Annotated in this window: 15 protein-coding genes; 10 read left to right on the plus strand and 5 right to left on the minus strand. The window is 66.7% G+C overall.

The genetic code is table 11. The annotated features are described in order from the left end of the window. Positions 1-6: 6 nt before the first annotated feature. From CRT60_RS13480 to fdhF, 9 genes are all read left to right on the plus strand, one after another. Positions 7-447 carry a ribulose bisphosphate carboxylase small subunit gene (locus CRT60_RS13480; protein ID WP_098736883.1) on the plus strand — a complete coding sequence of 147 codons (441 nt, stop codon included), beginning with the start codon at positions 7-9 and terminating at the stop codon, positions 445-447. Then, entirely contained in the window at positions 437-1,159 is a 723-nt protein-coding gene (gene rpe, locus CRT60_RS13485; protein WP_098736884.1) for a ribulose-phosphate 3-epimerase, read from the plus strand. The genes CRT60_RS13480 and rpe overlap by 11 nt, the downstream gene beginning before the upstream one ends. After that, positions 1,156-2,076, plus strand: a complete 921-nt coding sequence (gene cbbX / locus CRT60_RS13490; protein ID WP_244592466.1) for a CbbX protein — start codon at positions 1,156-1,158, stop codon at positions 2,074-2,076. The genes rpe and cbbX overlap by 4 nt, the downstream gene beginning before the upstream one ends. A gap of 46 nt (positions 2,077-2,122) precedes the next feature. Beyond that, complete coding sequence (locus CRT60_RS13495) at positions 2,123-3,235, plus strand: class 1 fructose-bisphosphatase (protein WP_098736886.1); 1,113 nt, start codon at positions 2,123-2,125, stop codon at positions 3,233-3,235. A 13-nt stretch (positions 3,236-3,248) separates the two neighbouring features. Continuing rightward, positions 3,249-4,124, plus strand: a complete 876-nt coding sequence (locus tag CRT60_RS13500) for a phosphoribulokinase (RefSeq protein WP_098736887.1) — start codon at positions 3,249-3,251, stop codon at positions 4,122-4,124. Between the two features lie 53 nt (positions 4,125-4,177). After that, positions 4,178-6,244, plus strand: coding sequence for a transketolase (tkt, locus tag CRT60_RS13505; protein ID WP_244592467.1), 2,067 nt, complete (start codon positions 4,178-4,180; stop codon positions 6,242-6,244). A gap of 16 nt (positions 6,245-6,260) precedes the next feature. After that, positions 6,261-7,352, plus strand: coding sequence for a class II fructose-bisphosphate aldolase (fba, locus tag CRT60_RS13510; protein ID WP_098736889.1), 1,092 nt, complete (start codon positions 6,261-6,263; stop codon positions 7,350-7,352). A 336-nt stretch (positions 7,353-7,688) separates the two neighbouring features. Further along, the gene (locus CRT60_RS13515) at positions 7,689-9,464 is read left to right on the plus strand and encodes an NAD(P)H-dependent oxidoreductase subunit E (RefSeq protein WP_244592468.1); all 1,776 of its coding nucleotides are present in this window, start codon (positions 7,689-7,691) and stop codon (positions 9,462-9,464) included. 10 nt (positions 9,465-9,474) lie between these two features. Continuing rightward, a complete protein-coding gene (gene fdhF, locus CRT60_RS13520; protein ID WP_098736890.1) occupies positions 9,475-12,246 on the plus strand; it encodes a formate dehydrogenase subunit alpha in 2,772 nt (923 codons plus the stop codon). Positions 12,247-12,317: 71 nt separating this feature from the next. Here fdhF and CRT60_RS13525 read toward each other — a convergent pair whose 3' ends face one another. Both CRT60_RS13525 and CRT60_RS13530 read right to left on the minus strand, forming a co-directional pair. Beyond that, positions 12,318-12,761, minus strand: a complete 444-nt coding sequence (locus tag CRT60_RS13525; protein WP_098736891.1) for a dihydroneopterin aldolase — start codon at positions 12,759-12,761, stop codon at positions 12,318-12,320. Positions 12,762-12,785: 24 nt separating this feature from the next. After that, positions 12,786-13,202 (minus strand): DUF3280 domain-containing protein, encoded by a 417-nt coding sequence (locus tag CRT60_RS13530; RefSeq protein WP_244592492.1) that lies wholly within the window; start codon positions 13,200-13,202, stop codon positions 12,786-12,788. A 117-nt stretch (positions 13,203-13,319) separates the two neighbouring features. On the opposite strand from CRT60_RS13530, the gene CRT60_RS13535 reads away from it, so the two are divergent. Continuing rightward, a complete protein-coding gene (locus CRT60_RS13535) occupies positions 13,320-13,994 on the plus strand; it encodes a hypothetical protein (RefSeq protein ID WP_244592469.1) in 675 nt (224 codons plus the stop codon). Positions 13,995-14,003: 9 nt separating this feature from the next. Here the strand turns inward: CRT60_RS13535 and CRT60_RS13540 are convergent, their stop codons facing one another. From CRT60_RS13540 to CRT60_RS13555, 3 genes are all read right to left on the minus strand, one after another. Next, entirely contained in the window at positions 14,004-15,347 is a 1,344-nt protein-coding gene (locus CRT60_RS13540) for a quinoprotein dehydrogenase-associated putative ABC transporter substrate-binding protein (protein WP_098736893.1), read from the minus strand. A gap of 7 nt (positions 15,348-15,354) precedes the next feature. Beyond that, positions 15,355-15,957 carry a c-type cytochrome gene (locus tag CRT60_RS13545; protein ID WP_244592470.1) on the minus strand — a complete coding sequence of 201 codons (603 nt, stop codon included), beginning with the start codon at positions 15,955-15,957 and terminating at the stop codon, positions 15,355-15,357. 99 nt (positions 15,958-16,056) lie between these two features. Further along, positions 16,057-17,892 (minus strand): methanol/ethanol family PQQ-dependent dehydrogenase, encoded by a 1,836-nt coding sequence (locus tag CRT60_RS13555; RefSeq protein ID WP_098736894.1) that lies wholly within the window; start codon positions 17,890-17,892, stop codon positions 16,057-16,059. Positions 17,893-18,140: the final 248 nt, after the last annotated feature.

Consider the following 18,140-nt stretch of genomic DNA (forward strand, 5'->3'; position numbering starts at 1 on the left):
ATTCCCATGCGACTGACCCAGGGCCAGTTCTCCTTCCTGCCGGATTTGACGGACGGGGAGATCACCAGACAGGTGCAATACGCCCTCGATCAGGGCTGGGCCGTGGCTGTGGAGTTCACCGACGACCCGCACCCGCGCAACAGCTATTGGACGATGTGGGGCAACCCCATGTTCGACCTGCGCGACGCCAAGGGCGTGACGATGGAGATCGACGCCTGCCGCACCGCGCATTCCGAGCAGTATGTGAAGGTTCTCGCCTTCGACAGTTCGCACGGCTTCGAGACGGTGCGAATGTCGTTCCTGATCAACCGTCCGGCGGAGGAGCCCGGCTTCGAGCTGTTGCGGTCGGAGGGGCCGGGGCGGCGCATCGGCTACACGGTGCGCAGCTATGCCACCGGCCGCCCCGCCGGGCAGCGCTATGGCGGGGAGACCCGTCATGGACCGTGAGCTTGGGTCCGGATATCTGCTTGCTCCTTCGATCCTCTCCGCCGACTTCGCACGGCTGGGCGAGGAGGTGGAGCGGGTGGTGGAGGCGGGATGCGAAGTCATCCATGTCGACGTGATGGACAATCATTATGTCCCCAACCTGACCATCGGTCCGTTGGTCTGCGCCGCCATCCGTCCGCACACCCGCGCCATCCTCGACATCCATCTGATGGTGCGTCCGGTCGATGCGCTGGTGCCGCTGTTCGCCAGGGCCGGCGCCGACATCATCAGTTTCCACCCCGAGGCATCGGACCATCCTGACCGGACCCTGGCGCTGATCCGTGAGCAGGGCTGCCGCGCCGGTCTGTCGTTTAACCCGGCGACGCCGCTGGCCCATCTCGACCATGCGATGGACCGGCTGGACCTGATCCTCGTCATGTCGGTCAATCCCGGCTTCGGTGGCCAGTCCTTCATCCCCTCCGCGTTCGAGAAGATCGCCGAAGTCCGCCAGCGGATCGACCGCCACCGCGAGCGCACCGGCCGCGATATCCGGCTGGAGGTGGACGGCGGCATCAAGCCTGACAACATCCGCGCCGTGGCCGATGCCGGCGCCGACATCTTCGTCGCCGGATCCGCCATCTTCGGTGCGGCGGATGCCGATGGCGGTTATCGCGGCGTGGTCGGGCGCATGCGTGCCGCCCTGATGGCCGAACTGGAATGGAGGGCGGCATGAGCGGGGTCGCCGCCCTTCTCGACCAGGAGACCCGTGACCGGCCGTCCGACGCTCCATCCGTCGATCTCGACGCGCTTTACCGGGAGTCCGGCATCGGCGGAATGCTGGCGGGGATGGATCGCGACCTTGTCGGACTGAAGCCGGTGAAGACCCGCACCCGCGAGATCGCCGCCCTGCTGCTGGTGGAACGCGCCCGCCGCAGCATCGGCCTTCGGGCCGAGCCGCCGTCGCTGCACATGTGCTTCACCGGCAATCCCGGCACCGGCAAGACCAGTGTGGCGCGGCGCATGGCCGGGCTTCTCCATGGGTTGGGCTACATCCGCCGCGACCATGTCGTCAGCGTCACCCGCGACGATCTGGTCGGCCAGTATATCGGCCACACGGCACCCAAGACGAAGGAGGTGGTGAAGCGCGCCATGGGCGGCGTGCTGTTCATCGACGAGGCTTATTACCTCTACCGGCCTGAGAACGAACGCGATTACGGCCAGGAAGCCATCGAAATCCTGCTCCAGGTGATGGAGGACAACCGCGACGACCTCGTGGTGATCCTCGCCGGCTACCGCGACCGCATGGAGGTCTTCTTCCGCTCCAATCCCGGCATGGCGTCGCGCATCGCCCACCATGTCGATTTCCCCGACTACGAGGCGGAAGAGCTGTTGGAGATCGCCCGGCTGATGACGGCGGGCATGCAGTATCGCTTGGCGCCGGAGGCTGAGCGGGCGATGGCCGACTACATCCTGCGCCGCATGGTCCAGCCGCGATTCGCCAATGCCCGCTCCATCCGCAATGCGTTGGACCGCGCCCGCCTGCGACAGGCCAACCGCCTGTTCGAAGCGCGTGGCAGCGCCATCGCCGCCGCCGACCTGCTGACCATCGCCGAGGAGGACATCCGCCGAAGCCGCGTCTTCACACAATAGGCCGGCAGCAAGCCGGCCGCACATAACACCGAGAGAGGGGGAACCGATGCCGCACCGTCACACCACCTTCAGCAAATTCATCATCGAGGACCAGCGCCGCCGGGGTGGGGCCGACACCGACCTGACGGCTCTGCTCAACGACGTGCAGACCGCGTGCAAGTTCATCGCCAGCGCCGCCGCCCGCGGATCGCTGGCTCCGTCCGCCGGCCAGCCGGCGGCTCCGGCTCCCGAACCCGGCGTCAACGTCCATGGCGAGACGCAGAAGCCGCTCGACCTGATCGCCAACGAGATCATGCTGCGCACCTGCGAGTACGGCGGCAAGCTCTGCGGCATGGCGTCGGAGGAGATGGAGGAGCCCTACCGCATCCCCCGCGAATATCCGCGCGGCCGCTATCTGCTGGCCTTCGATCCGCTGGACGGCTCGTCGAACGTCGACGTCAATCTGACCGTGGGCACCATCTTCTCCATCCTCAGGGCGCCCGATGGTGTGGACGAGCCGGAAGTGGAGCATTTCCTGCAGCCCGGCACGCAACAGGTGGCGGCCGGCTTCGCCCTCTACGGTCCGGCCGACATGATCGTCGCCACCTTCGGCGAGGGCGTGCACGGCTTTACCCTGGATCGCGAGATCGGCGCCTACACTCTGACCCACCCGGACATGCGCATCCCCGATCATGTCTGCGAGTTCGCCATCAACAGTTCCAACGCCCGCTTCTGGGAACCGCCGGTCCGCATGTATGTGGAGGAATGCATCAAAGGCAGTTCCGGCCCGCGCGAGGCGGACTTCAACATGCGCTGGATCGCATCCCTGGTGGCGGAGGTCTACCGCATCCTGATCCGCGGCGGCGTCTTCCTCTACCCGCGCGACGCCAGACCGACCCACAAGCCGGGCAGGCTGCGCCTTCTCTACGAGGCCAACCCCATCGCCATGCTAGTGGAACAGGCGGGCGGAGCGGCCAGCACCGGGCGGCAGCGCATCCTCGACATCAAGCCGATGGCCCTGCACCAGCGCGTGCCTGTCATCCTGGGATCGAAGGCGGAGGTGGAGCGGCTGGTCGCCTATCACGCCGCCTACGACCGCGGGGAGGAACTGGCCTTTCACGCCCCGCTGTTCGGCAGCCGGTCGCTGTTCATCGCCTCCGAAACCGCGGCACTCGGCTGAGGGAGATCACACCATGTCGGCCCGTCATCCGATCATCGCCGTCACCGGTTCCTCCGGTGCCGGAACGACCACCGTCACCCGCACCTTCCAGCAGATCTTCCGCAGGGAGAGCATCGCCGCCGCCATCGTCGAGGGCGACAGCTTCCACCGCTACGACCGGCGGGAGATGCGCGCCAAGGTCGCCCAAGCGCAGGAGGAGCCCCATTCGACCTTCAGCCATTTCGGCCCCGACGCCAACCTGTTCGAGGAACTGGACGACCTGTTCCGCAGCTATGGCGAGACCGGCGGCGGCCGGACCCGCCGCTATCTGCATGACGAGAAGGAGGCCGCTCCCTACGGCCAGGACCCCGGCACCTTCACGCCGTGGGAGGAGATCGAACCCGGCACCGACCTGCTGTTCTACGAAGGGCTTCACGGCTGCGTGCGCACCGAGCGCGTCGATCTCGCCCGTCATGCCGACCTGAAGATCGGCGTCGTTCCCATCGTGAACCTCGAATGGATTCAGAAGATCCACCGAGACCGCAACATGCGCGGCTATTCGGAGGAGGCCATCGTCGACACCATTCTGCGGCGCATGCCCGATTACGTGAAATACATCTGCCCGCAATTCAGCAGCACCGACGTGAATTTCCAGCGTGTGCCGACGGTGGACACCAGCAACCCCTTCATCGCCCGCGACATTCCGACTTCCGACGAGAGCATGCTGGTCATCCGCTTCACCCGGCCGAAGGGCATCGACTTCCCCTATCTGCTGTCGATGCTGAAGGACAGCTTCATGACACGGCCCAACACCATCGTCTGTCCGGGCGACAAGATGGCACTGGCGATGCAGCTGATCTTCACGCCGATGATCTGGCAACTCGCCGATCGCAAGAAGAAGGCGTTCTGAGCGGGGCGCCGAAAAAACATCCATCGGGGAGGATACCAGCGATGAACGCATCGATGACCACGGCCATTGAGGTCCGCGAACAGGACCGGCTTGCCGTTTCGCCGACTGAGCTGCCCGACGACACTCCCGACCGCGGCTCCGGCCGCCGCCTGTTGGCGAACGCATTGCGCATTCTCGCCATCGATGCCGTGGAGGCCGCGAATTCCGGCCATCCCGGCATGCCGATGGGGATGGCCGACATCGCCGAGGCGCTGTGGCGGCGCCATCTGCGCCACAATCCGACCGACCCCGGCTGGCCTGACCGCGACCGCTTCGTGCTGTCGAACGGGCACGGCTCCATGCTGCTCTACGCCCTGCTGCACCTGACCGGCTACGACCTGCCGATGGAGGAACTGCGGCGCTTCCGGCAGCTCGGTTCCCGCACGCCGGGCCATCCGGAATATGGCGTGACGCCGGGGGTGGAGACGACCACCGGACCGCTGGGGCAGGGGCTCGCCAATGCCATCGGCATGGCACTTGCCGAACGGCTGCTGGGGGCGGAGTTCAACAGGCCGGGGCACCGGATCGTCGATCACCGGACCTTCTGCTTCGTCGGCGACGGTTGCCTGATGGAGGGGATCAGCCACGAGGCCTGCTCTCTGGCCGGCACACTGGGTTTGGAAAAACTGGTGGTCTTCTATGACGACAACGGCATTTCCATCGATGGCCCCGTTGCCGGCTGGTTCACTGACGACACAGCGCAGCGGTTCGAGGCCTATGGCTGGCGGGTGATCCGGCGGGTCGATGGCCACGACGCTTACGCGCTGGACGCCGCCATCGACGAGGCGCTCACCCCCTGCGGCAAGCCGACGCTGATCTGCTGCAGGACGGTGATCGGCTACGGCTCTCCCAACCGGGCCGGTTCGGCCGAGGCGCATGGCGCACCGCTGGGCTCGGCGGAGGTCGCCGCGACCAGGGCCGCGCTCGGATGGACTGGCCCGCCCTTCGAGATTGCGGAGGAGGTGTACGCCGGCTGGGACGCCCGGCGGCGCGGTGCGGCGGCACAGGCCGACTGGCAGGCCCGGTTCGATTCCTATGCCGATGCCCACCCGCAAGCCGCGGCGGAGTTCCTGCGGCGGATGCGCGGCGACCTGCCGGAGAGCTTTGCCAATTCCGCCGATGCCTGGATCGGCGCCGTCACTGCGCGGGCGGAGGCGATGGCGACGCGCAAGGCGTCACAGCAGGCGATCGGTGCGCTGACAGGCCTGCTGCCGGAGTTGCTGGGCGGGTCGGGGGATCTGACCGGCTCCACCCTCACCGACTGGCGAGGGAGCGGTGGGCGCCACCTTCATTACGGCGTGCGGGAATTCGCAATGGCAGCGGTGATGAACGGCATGGCGCTGCATGGCGGCTTTCTGCCTTTCGGCGGCACCTTCCTGGCCTTTTCCGACTATGCTCGCAACGCCCTGCGCCTGTCGGCGCTGATGGGATTGCGCGTGGTCCACGTCTTCACCCATGACGGCATCGGCCTGGGCGAGGACGGTCCGACCCATCAGCCGGTCGAGCATGCCGCCAGCCTGCGTCTTATCCCGAACCTCGACGTCTGGCGCCCGTGCGATGCCCTGGAGACCGCCGTCGCCTGGCGCATGGCGGTGGAGCGGTCGGGCGGGCCAACCGCGCTGCTGTTGTCGCGACAGAGCCTGCCGGCCCAAGGAACAGGGCGCGCCGGCACTGACCGCGCCCGTGACGTGGCCCATGGCGGCTATGTGCTGGCCGACGATGGGCGGCCCGATGTGGTGTTGATCGCCACCGGATCGGAGGTGTCCATCGCCATGGAGGCTCGGCTGCTGCTCGCAAACCGGGGCATCGCCGCGCGCGTCATTTCCATGCCCTGCTGCGAGGTTTTCGACCGGCAGGATCCGTCATGGCGTCGCGCCGTACTGCCGGACGGCATTCCCCGGCTGGCGGTGGAGGCCGGGGCAACCGGGCTGTGGCGCGCCACCGTCGGGCTTGCCGGCGATGTGGTGGGCCTCGACCGTTACGGCGAGTCCGCTCCAGCCGCAGACCTCTACCGCCATTTCGGCATTACGGGCGACGCGGTGGCGGATCGCGCCCAACGCCTTTGCGTCCCCCTGTCCTGAACCGGAGACCTCCCCGATGGCCCTGATCTCCCTTCGGCAGCTGCTCGACCATGCGGCCCAGCATGGCTATGGCGTGCCGGCCTTCAACATCAACAACATGGAACAGATTCAGGCGATCATGCAGGCGGCGGAGGATTGCGCCAGCCCGGTGATCCTCCAGGCCTCGGCCGGAGCGCGCAAATATGCCGGCGAGCCCTTCCTGCGCCATATGGTGCAGGCGGCGGCGGAGATGTGGCCGCACATTCCCGTCTGCCTGCATCAGGACCATGGCGCCAGCCCGGCGGTCTGCCAGCAGGCCATCCGTTCCGGCTTCACCAGCGTGATGATGGACGGCTCGCTGCTGGACGACATGAGGACACCGGCCGGTTACGACTACAACATCCGCGTCACCCGGCAGGTGGTGGAGCAGGCGCACGCCGTCGGTGTTTCGGTGGAGGGCGAACTGGGCTGCCTCGGTTCGCTGGAGACCAACCAAGCAGGGGAGGAGGATGGTTCCGGTGCTGTCGGCACGTTGTCGCGCGACCAGCTCCTGACCGATCCGGAGCAGGCGGCCGATTTCGTGGCGCGCACGGGCGTGGACGCGCTCGCCATTGCCATCGGCACCAGCCACGGCGCCTACAAGTTCAGCCGCCGCCCGGATGGCGAGGTGCTGGCCATCGACCGCATCCGCGCCATCCATGAGCGCATTCCCGACACCCATCTGGTGATGCACGGGTCCTCCAGCGTGCCGCAGGAGTGGCTGGAGATCATCCGCGCCCATGGTGGTCGCATCCGCGAGACCTACGGCGTCCCGGTGGAGGAAATCCGCGAGGGCATCCGGAACGGTGTGCGCAAGGTCAACATCGACACCGACATCCGCCTCGCCATGAGCGGCAGCCTGCGTCGCGCGTTGATGACGCGACCGGAGGAGTTCGACCCGCGCCGGTTCCTTGCCGAGGCCACCAGGGCCGCCCGCAGCCTTTGCCGCGAACGGTTCGAAGCCTTCGGATCCGCCGGACACGCGGAGCGGATCGTTCCGCTTCCGCTGGAGCGCATGGCCGCCAGCACCGCGGCATTGGAGTTCGCGGCGATGGAGCGGCGCTCGCCTACGGCGATGGCGTCGCATTGACGGAAGCGGCGCTGATCGACGGTGCTCCGCATCTCGGTCACGCCCTCAACCGCCTGCTCGGCGGTTGGGGGTGTCCTGTGGTCAGAGATGCCATGCTGCGCTTCCCGATCCACCGTCTTATCGAACTTCCGGCCGTGCTTGAGGTCGTTGTCCGCAGCAATATCGACTTATGCCAACAGCCCATCCGACATTCCCATCCGGCTGAGACTGTGAATGATTTAGAATGCTGACATTCGGTGAATTATCGGTTAACGTGGCATCTGGTATACGAAACGCCAGGAACTTGGGATCGCGACAACCAGAAGCGCGGACCACCCAGCAGAGGCCAGAACCGTCGTGACCGCATTCCCTCCGATCATCAGCGCGACACCGCCCGGTGGCGTTCCCGCCCGCAACATCCATCCCGGCTCCGGCCGCCGCAAGACGCGCGACCAGCAGAAGGGCCGTCAGGTCGATCCCCTCAGCCTTGACGAGATACGGGCGCTTCTCGGCGACCGTTCCCGTCAGCCGGATCTGCTGATCGAGCATCTCCACCTGCTTCAGGACCATTACGGCTGCCTGCATGCCCGCCATCTCGCTGCCTTGGCGAAGGAGATGAAGCTGGCGCTGGTCGAGGTGTTCGAAGTGGCGTCCTTCTATGCCCATTTCGACATCGTGATGGACGGAGAGCCGGCTCCGCCGAAGCTGACCATCCGTGTGTGCGACTCCCTGAGCTGTGCGCTTGCCGGAGCCGAACAACTGCACGAGGCGCTGACGGCCGGCGTCGACGAGCGTGATGTCCGCGTCGTGCGTGCGCCCTGCATGGGCGGCTGCAACAACGCCCCCGTCGTGGCGATCGGCCATGCCCCGCATGAGAACGCGACGGTCGAGAGCGTGCTCGATGCCGTCGCCCATGGCCATGTCGACCCGGACATTCCCGACTATCTGGGCTTCGACGAGTACATCCGTGGCGGCGGCTACAAGATGCTGGCCGAATGCCTGAACGGCGCGCGCGATGTCGATGCCGTGCTGAAGGGGCTGGAGGATTCCAGCATCCGCGGCCTGGGCGGCGCCGGTTTCCCCACCGGCCTGAAATGGCGCTATGTCCGGGCGGAGCCGGGACCGCGCATCATGGCGATCAACGGCGACGAGGGCGAGCCCGGCACTTTCAAGGACCGCTTCCATCTGGAGCGCGACCCGCATCGCTTCCTGGAAGGGATGCTGATCGGCGCCTGGACGGTGGAGGCGACTGACGTCTACATCTACCTGCGCGACGAATACCCGCAATGCCGGGAAATCCTGCTGCGCGAAATCCCGAAGGTCGAGGCCGCCGGTTTCGCCCGCCACACCCGCATCCATCTCCGTCGCGGTGCCGGCGCCTACATCTGCGGCGAGGAGTCGGCGATGCTGGAAAGCATCGAGGGCAAGCGCGGGCTGCCCCGGCACAAGCCGCCCTTTCCATCCGTGGTCGGCCTGTTCGGCCGCCCGACGCTGATCAACAACATCGAGACGGTGTTCTGGGTCCGCGAGATCCTGGAGAAGGGCGGAGCGTGGTTCGCCAGCCATGGCCTGAACGGCCGCAAGGGGCTGCGCACCTTCTCGGTTTCCGGCCGCGTCAAGGAGCCGGGGGTCAAGCTGGCCCCGGCCGGCATCACTCTGCGGGAGCTGATCGACCAGTATTGCGGCGGAATGGCCGACGGCCACACGCTGAAAGGCTACCTGCCGGGCGGCCCGTCGGGCGGCATCCTGCCGGCGTCGATGGCCGACATCCCGCTCGATTTCGGCACGCTGGAACCGCATGGCTCCTTCATCGGCTCGGCCGCCGTCGTCGTGCTGTCCGACAAGGACAACATGCGCGACGTGGCGCTCAACCTGCTGAAATTCTTCGAGGATGAAAGCTGCGGCCAATGCACCCCCTGCCGGGTCGGCACCGAGAAGGCGGTGCGCCTGATCAGTGAGCCGGAATGGGACGAAGAGTTGCTGACGGCCCTCGCCACCGTGATGGGCGATGCCTCGATCTGTGGCCTGGGGCAGGCGGCGATGAATCCGATCAAGCTGGTGATGAAGCATTTCCGCGACGACTTCGTATCGCGCCAGAGCATGACCCAGGGCGCAACCGGATCGCAGGGGTAAGGAGACCGACATGTCCAACGGCATCAGCTTCACCCTGGACGGCACCGAGGTCACGGCGCGGAACGGCGAGACGATCTGGCAGGTCGCGACCCGGCTCGGTACTGAGATCCCGCATCTCTGCCACCGGCCGGAACCGGGCTACCGTCCGGACGGCAACTGCCGCGCCTGCATGGTCGAGATCGAGGGGGAGCGCGTGCTCGCCGCCTCCTGCATCCGCAAGCCCAAGCCCGGCATGACCGTGCGCACCGCGTCGGAGCGGGCCAAGGCATCGCGCAAGCTGGTCTTCGAGCTGCTGCTGGCCGACCAGCCGGAGCGGGAGAGCGCGCACGACCCCAACTCCACCTTCTGGAACTGGGCCGACAAGGTCGAAATCGCCGGCAGCCGCTTTCCCGCCGTGGACCGGCCGACCAAGACGGACGACATGTCGCATCCGGCGATGGCGGTCCAGCTCGACGCCTGCATCCACTGCAACCTGTGCGTCCGCGCCTGCCGAGAGGTGCAGGTCAACGACGTCATCGGCATGGCGGCGCGCGGGCATCTGGAAAAGATCGTCTTCGATTTCGACGACCCCATGGGCCAATCCACCTGCGTCGCCTGTGGCGAGTGCGTCCAGGCCTGCCCGACCGGCGCGCTGATGCCGGCGACCCTGGTGGACGAGAAGGGCGTCTACGCCAACGCCCCCGACCGTGAAGTCGACTCCGTCTGCCCCTATTGCGGCGTCGGCTGCCAGCTGACCTACAAGATCCGGGACAACAAGATCGTCGCCGTCGATGGCAAGGACGGTCCGTCGAACCAGAACCGCCTGTGCGTGAAGGGCCGCTTCGGCTTCGATTACGCCCATCACGGCGACCGGTTGACCGTGCCGCTGATCCGCAAGGAGGGCGTGTCGAAGCATGACGTCGACATCGACCCGATGAACCCCTTCACCCATTTCCGCGAAGCCACCTGGGACGAGGCGCTGGCGGTGGCGGCCGGCGGCCTGCGCAAGATCAGGGACGAGCGCGGCGGCAACGCGCTGGCCGGTTTCGGATCGGCCAAGGGGTCGAACGAAGAGGCCTATCTGTTCCAGAAGCTGGTGCGCACCGGCTTCGGCACCAACAACGTCGATCACTGCACGCGGCTCTGCCACGCCTCGTCGGTCGCGGCGCTGATCGAGGGTGTCGGGTCGGGGGCGGTGTCGGCGCCCTTCATGGCGGCGGAGGATGCCGAGGTCATCGTCATCATCGGCGCCAACCCGACGGAGAACCATCCCGTCGCCGCCACCTTCTTCAAGAACGCGGCGGAGCGTGGCGCCAAGCTGATCGTCATGGACCCGCGCGGGCTTGCCATGGCGCGCCACGCCACGCACATGCTGCAGTTCACGCCGGGCCGCGACGTCTCGATGCTGAACGCCATCCTCCACACCATCATCGCGGAGGGGCTGTACGACCGCCAATACGTCCAGGCCAACACCGAGGATTTCGAGGCGCTGGCCGAGACGGTGAAGGATTACCCGCCGGAGGAGATGGAGAAGGTCTGCGGCATCCCGGCCGCCACCCTGCGCACGGTGGCGCGGCTGTTCGCGCGGTCCAAGGCGTCGATCATCTTCTGGGGCATGGGCGTGTCGCAGCACATCCACGGCACCGACAACAGCCGCTGCCTGATCGCGCTGTCCCTGGTCACCGGCCAGATCGGCCGCCCCGGCACCGGCCTGCATCCGTTGCGCGGCCAGAACAACGTCCAGGGCGCGTCCGACGCCGGCCTGATCCCGATGTTCTACCCCGACTACAAGTCGGTCGAGGATCCGGAGGTCCAGTCCTTCTACGAAAATTACTGGGGCACCAAGCTGGACGGCAAGCGCGGCCTGACGGTGGTCGAGATCATGGACGCCATCCATGACGGCCGGATCAACGGCCTCTACATCGAGGGTGAGAATCCGGCGATGTCCGATCCGGATGTGACCCACGCCCGCGAGGCGCTGGCGATGCTCGACCATCTCGTGGTGCAGGACATCTTCCTGACCGAGACGGCAAAATACGCCGACGTGGTGCTGCCGGCCTCGGCCTGGCCGGAGAAGGACGGCACCGTCATCAACACCAACCGACAGGTCCAGATGGGCCGTGCCGCGGTGCCGCTGCCGGGCGAGGCGCGCCAGGATCTGTGGATCATCCAGGACATGGCGCGCGGGCTGGGCCTCAACTGGACCTATACCCACGTGTCGGAGGTGTTCACCGAGATGGTCGGCGCCATGCCGTCGCTCGCCAACATAAGCTGGGAGCGGGTCGAGCGCGAAGGCTCCGTCACCTATCCGGTCGACGGTCCGGACCAGCCCGGCCACGACATCGTCTTCGGCAACGGCTTCCCGACGAAGACGGGCCGCGGGCGCTTCGTGCCGGCGCGGCCTATCAACCCGGCGGAGACGCCCGACCTCGACTATCCGCTGGTGCTCACTACCGGCCGCCAGCTGGAGCATTGGCACACCGGGTCGATGACCCGCCGGTCGAGCGTGCTGGATGCGGTGGAGCCGGAGGCGGTGGCCTATGTCTCCCCGCATGACCTCACCCGCGCCGGGATGAGGACCGGCGACTATATGCTGGTGTCGAGCCGTCGCGGCACGATCCGACTGAAGGCGCGCATCGACGACCGCATGCCGGTGGGGCTGGTCTTCATCCCCTTCGCCTACGCGGAAGCGGCGGCGAATGTGCTGACCAACCCGCAGCTCGATCCCTTCGGCAAGATCCCGGAGTTCAAATACTGCGCGATCAGGATCGAGAAGGCACAGATGGCCGAGGCGGCGGAGTAGCGAGGTTGAAACCGGTCCCGCAGGCGGCGTGCGCGCCGCCGCCTGCGGGACCACGGCTGGCTTTGCTACCGTTACGACGGCTCCCGTGCGCCGGTCAGCACCACGCCCACCCCGGCGGCCTGCGGCACGATCTCCAGCTTCTCTACCTGCACCCGGGCGAAGACCGCCTGAGGCGGCGACAGGCACAGCGCCAGCAGTTTCTCCGCCAGTACTTCCAGCAATTGGATGTGCGGGATTTGCGTGAAGGCCTCGACGCCCTTGATCAGGTATTCGTAGGAGACGACGGCGTCGAGATCGTCGACGAAGGGCCGGTTCGGTACCTCCACCGTGACGGTCAGGCTGACCCGCACGCGCTGGGTCCGGGTCTTCTCATGGTCCCAGACGCCGATGCGGAAATCGCCGACATAGTCGCGCAGCACCAGATCGTAGCGGCGCATCAGGGCCGCCGTGCGCGGCGGCGGCGGTCGCAGGACGTTCATGATGCTGCTGTAGCCGCTTTGTGATTCGTCCGGCATTCCTCGGTCCTCCCCGCCGCCCGCTTACCGCTTTTGCGGCGCATGCTCCGCCAGCCGATGGTCGACCAGCCAGCCGACGCCGCGCGACCATGCGGTCTCGGTGTCGCCGCGGATGTCGCCGCGCGCCGTTGTCACCGCCTGGCCGGTGCCGACATCCTCGACGACCACACCGATCCACAGGATCAGGCTGCTGACCTTGCGGACGATGCCGAAAACGACCAGATCGGCCCCGGCCGCCCGCGCGATGTCGCGCTCGCAGCCGTTGCAGGATCGGATCGCCGTTCCCGGCGGGACCAGTCCGGCGGTGGCCGCATCGCCGACCACGTCATACCCCTTGGCATCGAGGGCATGGCGCAACTCCGCGCTGACCCGTTTCAGCCGCTCCGCATGCTCCACGGATGGGGCTTCGCCGCTGCTGTCCTCCAGTTCGAGGTCCAACACCAGCGTCCGCGCCGATGCCGGTGCCGGCAAAGCGACCGTCGCACCAGCGATGATAGCGGCTGCGGCCCACCTCCCCACATGATCCATCGGGCTTCTCCTTTTGCGCAGCGGTTCCGATTGCGCCGGATCGTTTGCGGAGCCATCATTCCTGCCATGCAACGATATTCCTCCGTCCTCGGACCCGCCTTCGCCGCGGCTCTGGCCATCGCCATGGGCGCCGGATTGCCCGCCGCCGCCATTGCGCAGGACCCGAAGAACCCCGACTGGCCCTGCCAGCAAATTCTCGTCCCCAGCTTGTCCCCAGCCTCGGTTTGGGATGGCCCGTCGCTCGACGGCCTGATGGACGAGTGGCAACGAGACCCCGCGGTCGCCGCCCTGGTCCGGCGGGCCGCCGACGACAGCGTCGATCCCGCGACGTTGGAACCGCAGGCCGAAGCGCTGGCGGGGCCGGTCAAGCACGACGCGGATCAGGAACACGACCGCAGGCTCGCCCTGGTGTTCGCCGGAACCTTCCAGACGCTGGACCGTCAGCGCACCGCGGCCATCGCCTCTATCGAGCGGTATGCCCAGCACCAACGGGCCCTGCGCGACCGCATTGCCGCCAGCCTGCGCGACCTCGACGCCGCATCGGGCGACGCGGCCCGCGCGAAAGAGATCAAGGACGCCATCGCCTGGGACCGCCGCATCCTCGACGACCGCCGCCGGTCGCAGACTGCGGTGTGCGAGCAGCCGGCCCGGATCGAGCAGCGGCTCGGCCAGATTGCCCGGATGCTGACGGCGTTGCTGTCCTGAGCGGACCACTCAGTTCGCAATCTTAGATATGGAATTTGGCGATACAGGGCTCGGTTCCGGTTCGACCGTGACCAGCTCGTGTCCCGCCGCCGTCCAGCCTTCGGTGCCGGCCGGGAACCATTTGACCGACTGATAGCCCAGAGCGACCGCGCGCTTGGCCGCATTCCAGCTCATCCAGCAATCGGGCTGGCAGAACACCACCAGCGGACGCTTGCGGTCACCCGCGGTCAGGGCCTCCAAGCCGGTGCGGAAATAGGCCTCCTGTTCGTCCGACGGCGCACCGTAGCCGACATTCGGCAGCCAATGGGCGCCGGGAAGGCTGCGATGCGGGGGCGGCACCCAACGGCTGTCAGCCGCCAGGCCCGCAGGTTTCGGTGGCGTCGGCAGCACGTCGACCAGGACGGCGCCGGCCTTCGCCAGCCGCTCCACCTCCGCCGCTCCCACCGTTTCGGCACCGCGCAGGCCCGGCGGTGTGGGGGAGCGGTAATCGGCCATGCGATAGCCGTCCGGCTCCGCCACCTCTGCCCGGATCGTTCCATCGGCATTGAGCAGCGGGACATGGTATTCGGCCAGGATGCGGTCGATGTCGCCCTGGCGGCGGATGATGAAGTCGTTCAGCCAGTGCCGCCAGTCCGGCTCGTCCGGACGGAGGCCCATGGAAATCATGTACTGAAAGGGCGAAGCGCCCGGCTCGTCCATCAGCGGCACGACCGCCAGCGGCACCTGCTGCCGGGCGGCGAAATAGCCGGCAATCGGCCCCCAGACGATGGCGGCATCGGTGCGTGCCGCCGCCACGTCCTCCACCGCCTGCTGAGCCGGATGGTGGGCGCGCGTGTCGGTGTCGAGCTGGTAGGGCTCCATGTTGATCAACCCATGGCGCAGCATCACCGCCGAAGGCGGCGTGCGGGCGACGACGCCGATGCGTGCACCCTGCAGCGACGGATCGGCCAGCGTCTTCGCTGTGATCCCGGAATCCTTCCGATAGATCAGCGCATAGGTCGACCGGTAATAGGGATTGGTGTTCTGCATCAGATCTTCGCCGACCGCGGTGCCCATCACCAGATCGCATTGGCGCGTGCGCAGTGTGTTGCGGACGAAGCCGATAGTCTGCGGCCACCACGTAAAGGCCAGCGGCACCTTCAGATCGTCGGCGATCAGCTGGGCGATCCGGTTCTCGAACCCTTCGCGGCGCTCGTTGGAGAAGGGAAGCAGGCTGGCGTCGGCGCAGACGCGCAGCACCTCGGTGGGGATGCCCTCTGCCGCACTGGCAGGCCGGCCAATGGACGCAGCCGCCGCGCAGAGCGCGACGGCCAGGTACAGGACACGCCTGGAAAAGGAGAGCCAGCGGGTCATGCCGGACTCACGACGGCGCTTTGAACCGCTCGGGCCGTCCACGGCCGATCTTGTCGTCCGAGCGCGCCTTCAGATAGCGGTAGATGTCGGCGAGGTTGAGCATCACGTTGGGATCGGACCCGAAGGTCGGCATCACCTTGTCGCCGGTGGCGCCCATGTTCTTGCGGCCGTTGGTCACCACGTCGGTGAATTGCCAATAGTCCATCCGCTTCAGTGAATCGGCCAGCGCCGGCGCGAAGGACGAACCGAGCCCGTCCGGCCCGTGACAGACATGGCAGGACGAGGCATAGCGCCGATAGCCGTTGTAGGTCCCCTGGTCCACCTTGCCGTCCCGCACCGCGTAGAGCGGCACGCCCTGATCGTCCACCAGTTCCTCCGGGTCGGCGACCTTCGCCTCCTGCGCGGCGTTTCCGCCGGATGGCGCCTGGGTGGTTGGAGCCTGGGCGGTTGGGCTTTGGGTGGCCGGAGTTTGAGCGGTTTGCGTCTGGTTCGGCGGTGTCGGGCTCTGCTCCGGTTTCTGTGCTGCATCCTGCTGGCCGAATGCGGTGCCGAGGGTCACGGTTGCGGTGAACCCGACGGCGGCGCACAGCCCGATCAGGTATTTGGGCATCTTGCTTTCTCTCCCCACTGCCTTCATGCGTAGGCGCCATCAGCCTGGAAATTGTGCGAGCGCCGGCCCCAGCCATGGGAACCGGCGCCCCCTTGTTCGTTACTGAGTGTCCGGCAAGGCGAAGACGGTCAGCGTGCCGCCCAGCTGGGTGTATTCGCCCAGCGCCTTGTGTGCGCCGACGGCTCCCAGCCCTTCCTGTTCGCCGGTCAGACCGGCGGCCAGCCCGATGCCGGCCCAGCCGCCGACACCCGACAGCACGGCGATGTACTGCTTGCCCTTGTGCATGTAGGTGTTGACGTTGCCGATGATGCCGGACGAGGTCTTGAAGTTGTACAAGTCCTTGCCGTCCTTCAGGTCGAACGCCTTCAGATAGCCTTCCAGCGTCCCGTAGAACCCGACGCCGCCCTTGGTCGACAGGGCACCGCTCCACACCGCGAAGCGTTCGGGCTTAGACCAGACGATCTTGCCGGCGGACGGATCCCAGGCGATGAAGTTGCCCATGCCGCCGTGGGAATCGGGCGCCGGATACATGCTGAGCGTCGCGCCGACATAGGGCTGGCCGGCGGAATATTCCACCTTGAACGGCTCGTAATCCATGCAGATGTGGTTGGTCGGCACATAGATCAGGCCGCTGTCGGGCGAGTAGCTGGCCGGCTGCTGGTCCTTGGAGCCCAGCGCCGCCGGGCAGACGCCGGTGGTGTTGTGATCCTCGCCCTGGGCGAAGGTGCTGTACTTGTCGTTCACCTTCGGCCGGCCGGTCTTCATGTCGATCTCGCTCGCCCAGTTGACGGACGGATCGTATTTCTGAGCGACCAGCAGTTCGCCGTTGGTGCGGTCGATGGTGTATGCGAAGCCGTTGCGGTCGAAATTGATCAGCGCCTTGCGCTTGCCTCCGCCGATGGTGACGTCGGCCAGGATGTTCTCGTTGACGCCGTCATAATCCCATTCGTCGAAGGGCGTCTTCTGGAACACCCATTTCGCCTGTCCGGTGTCGGCATCGCGGGCGAAGATGGTCATCGACCATTTGTTGTCGCTCTTGGCCCGGTCCTTGTCGACCGCGCGCTGCGCCGGGTTCCAGGTGCCCGGGTTGCCGGTGCCGTAATAGATCAGGTTCAGTTCGGGATCGTAGGTGTACCAGCCCCAGGTGGTGCCGCCGCCGATCTTCCACTGGTCGGCCGGCCAGGTCTTGATGCCGAGGTCGGGCTCGCCGATCGGCTTGCCGAGCATCATCGTCTTCTGTGGGTCGATCATCACGTCCTTGTCGGGACCGGTCGAATAGGCCCGCCACACCATCTTGCCGGAGTTGATGTCGTAAGCGGTCAGATGGCCGCGCACGCCGAACTCGCCGCCGCTGATGCCGACATAGACCTTGTCCTTCACCACCAGCGGGGCGGCGGTCAGCGTCTCGCCCTTGCTGGCGTCGCCGTTCTTGGCCGACCACAGCACCTTGCCGGTTTCGGTGTCCAGCGCCACCAGCGTGTTGTCGGCCTGACCCAGGAACAGCTTGTTGCCGGCGACCGCGACACCGCGGGTGACGGTGTCGCAGCACATCACGGGGATGACGGACGAATCCTGTCTCGGCTCATACTTCCACTTGATGCGGCCGTTGTCGTTGAGATCGAGCGCATAGACGTTGTTGGGGAAAGGCGTCGAGATGTACATCGTGTCGCCCACCACGATGGGACCGCCTTCGTGGCCGCGAAGCACGCCGGTGGAGAACTGCCACACCGGGCGCAGGTTTTTCACGTTGTCGCGGGTGATCTGGTCGAGCGTGCTGTAACGCTGGCCGGCATAATTTCCGAGCTGCAATGCCCAGTTGGACGGATCCTTCTGGTTCTTCAGAATGTCGTCGTTGGCGAAAGCACCGGTGGGGATGGCGGCGGTGGCCGCCTGGATCGCGGCGGTGACGAGCAGACAGCGCACAAAGGGGTTCATGTGTTTCCTCCCGTTTTTTCGGCGGTCGTCCGTGGTCCCAGAAACTCGTGCGGCGGCAGGCGGCGGCTTCCGTGAAAGGCGATGTTCGGAGAGGGCGTTCTCCCTCGACGATGGACGCGTGACGTCGAACTGAGAGACGTCGGGCGGTTCGGTTACCGGCGCTCAGATTTCGAACTGTTTTGGCATCGCAGGCGTGCCGGTCCTAAATGCCGGGGCACGACTGTTGGCGGGGTTCTAAACTGCCCCGC

This window comes from Azospirillum palustre (genome assembly GCF_002573965.1).
Classification (GTDB): Bacteria; Pseudomonadota; Alphaproteobacteria; order Azospirillales; family Azospirillaceae; genus Azospirillum; species Azospirillum palustre.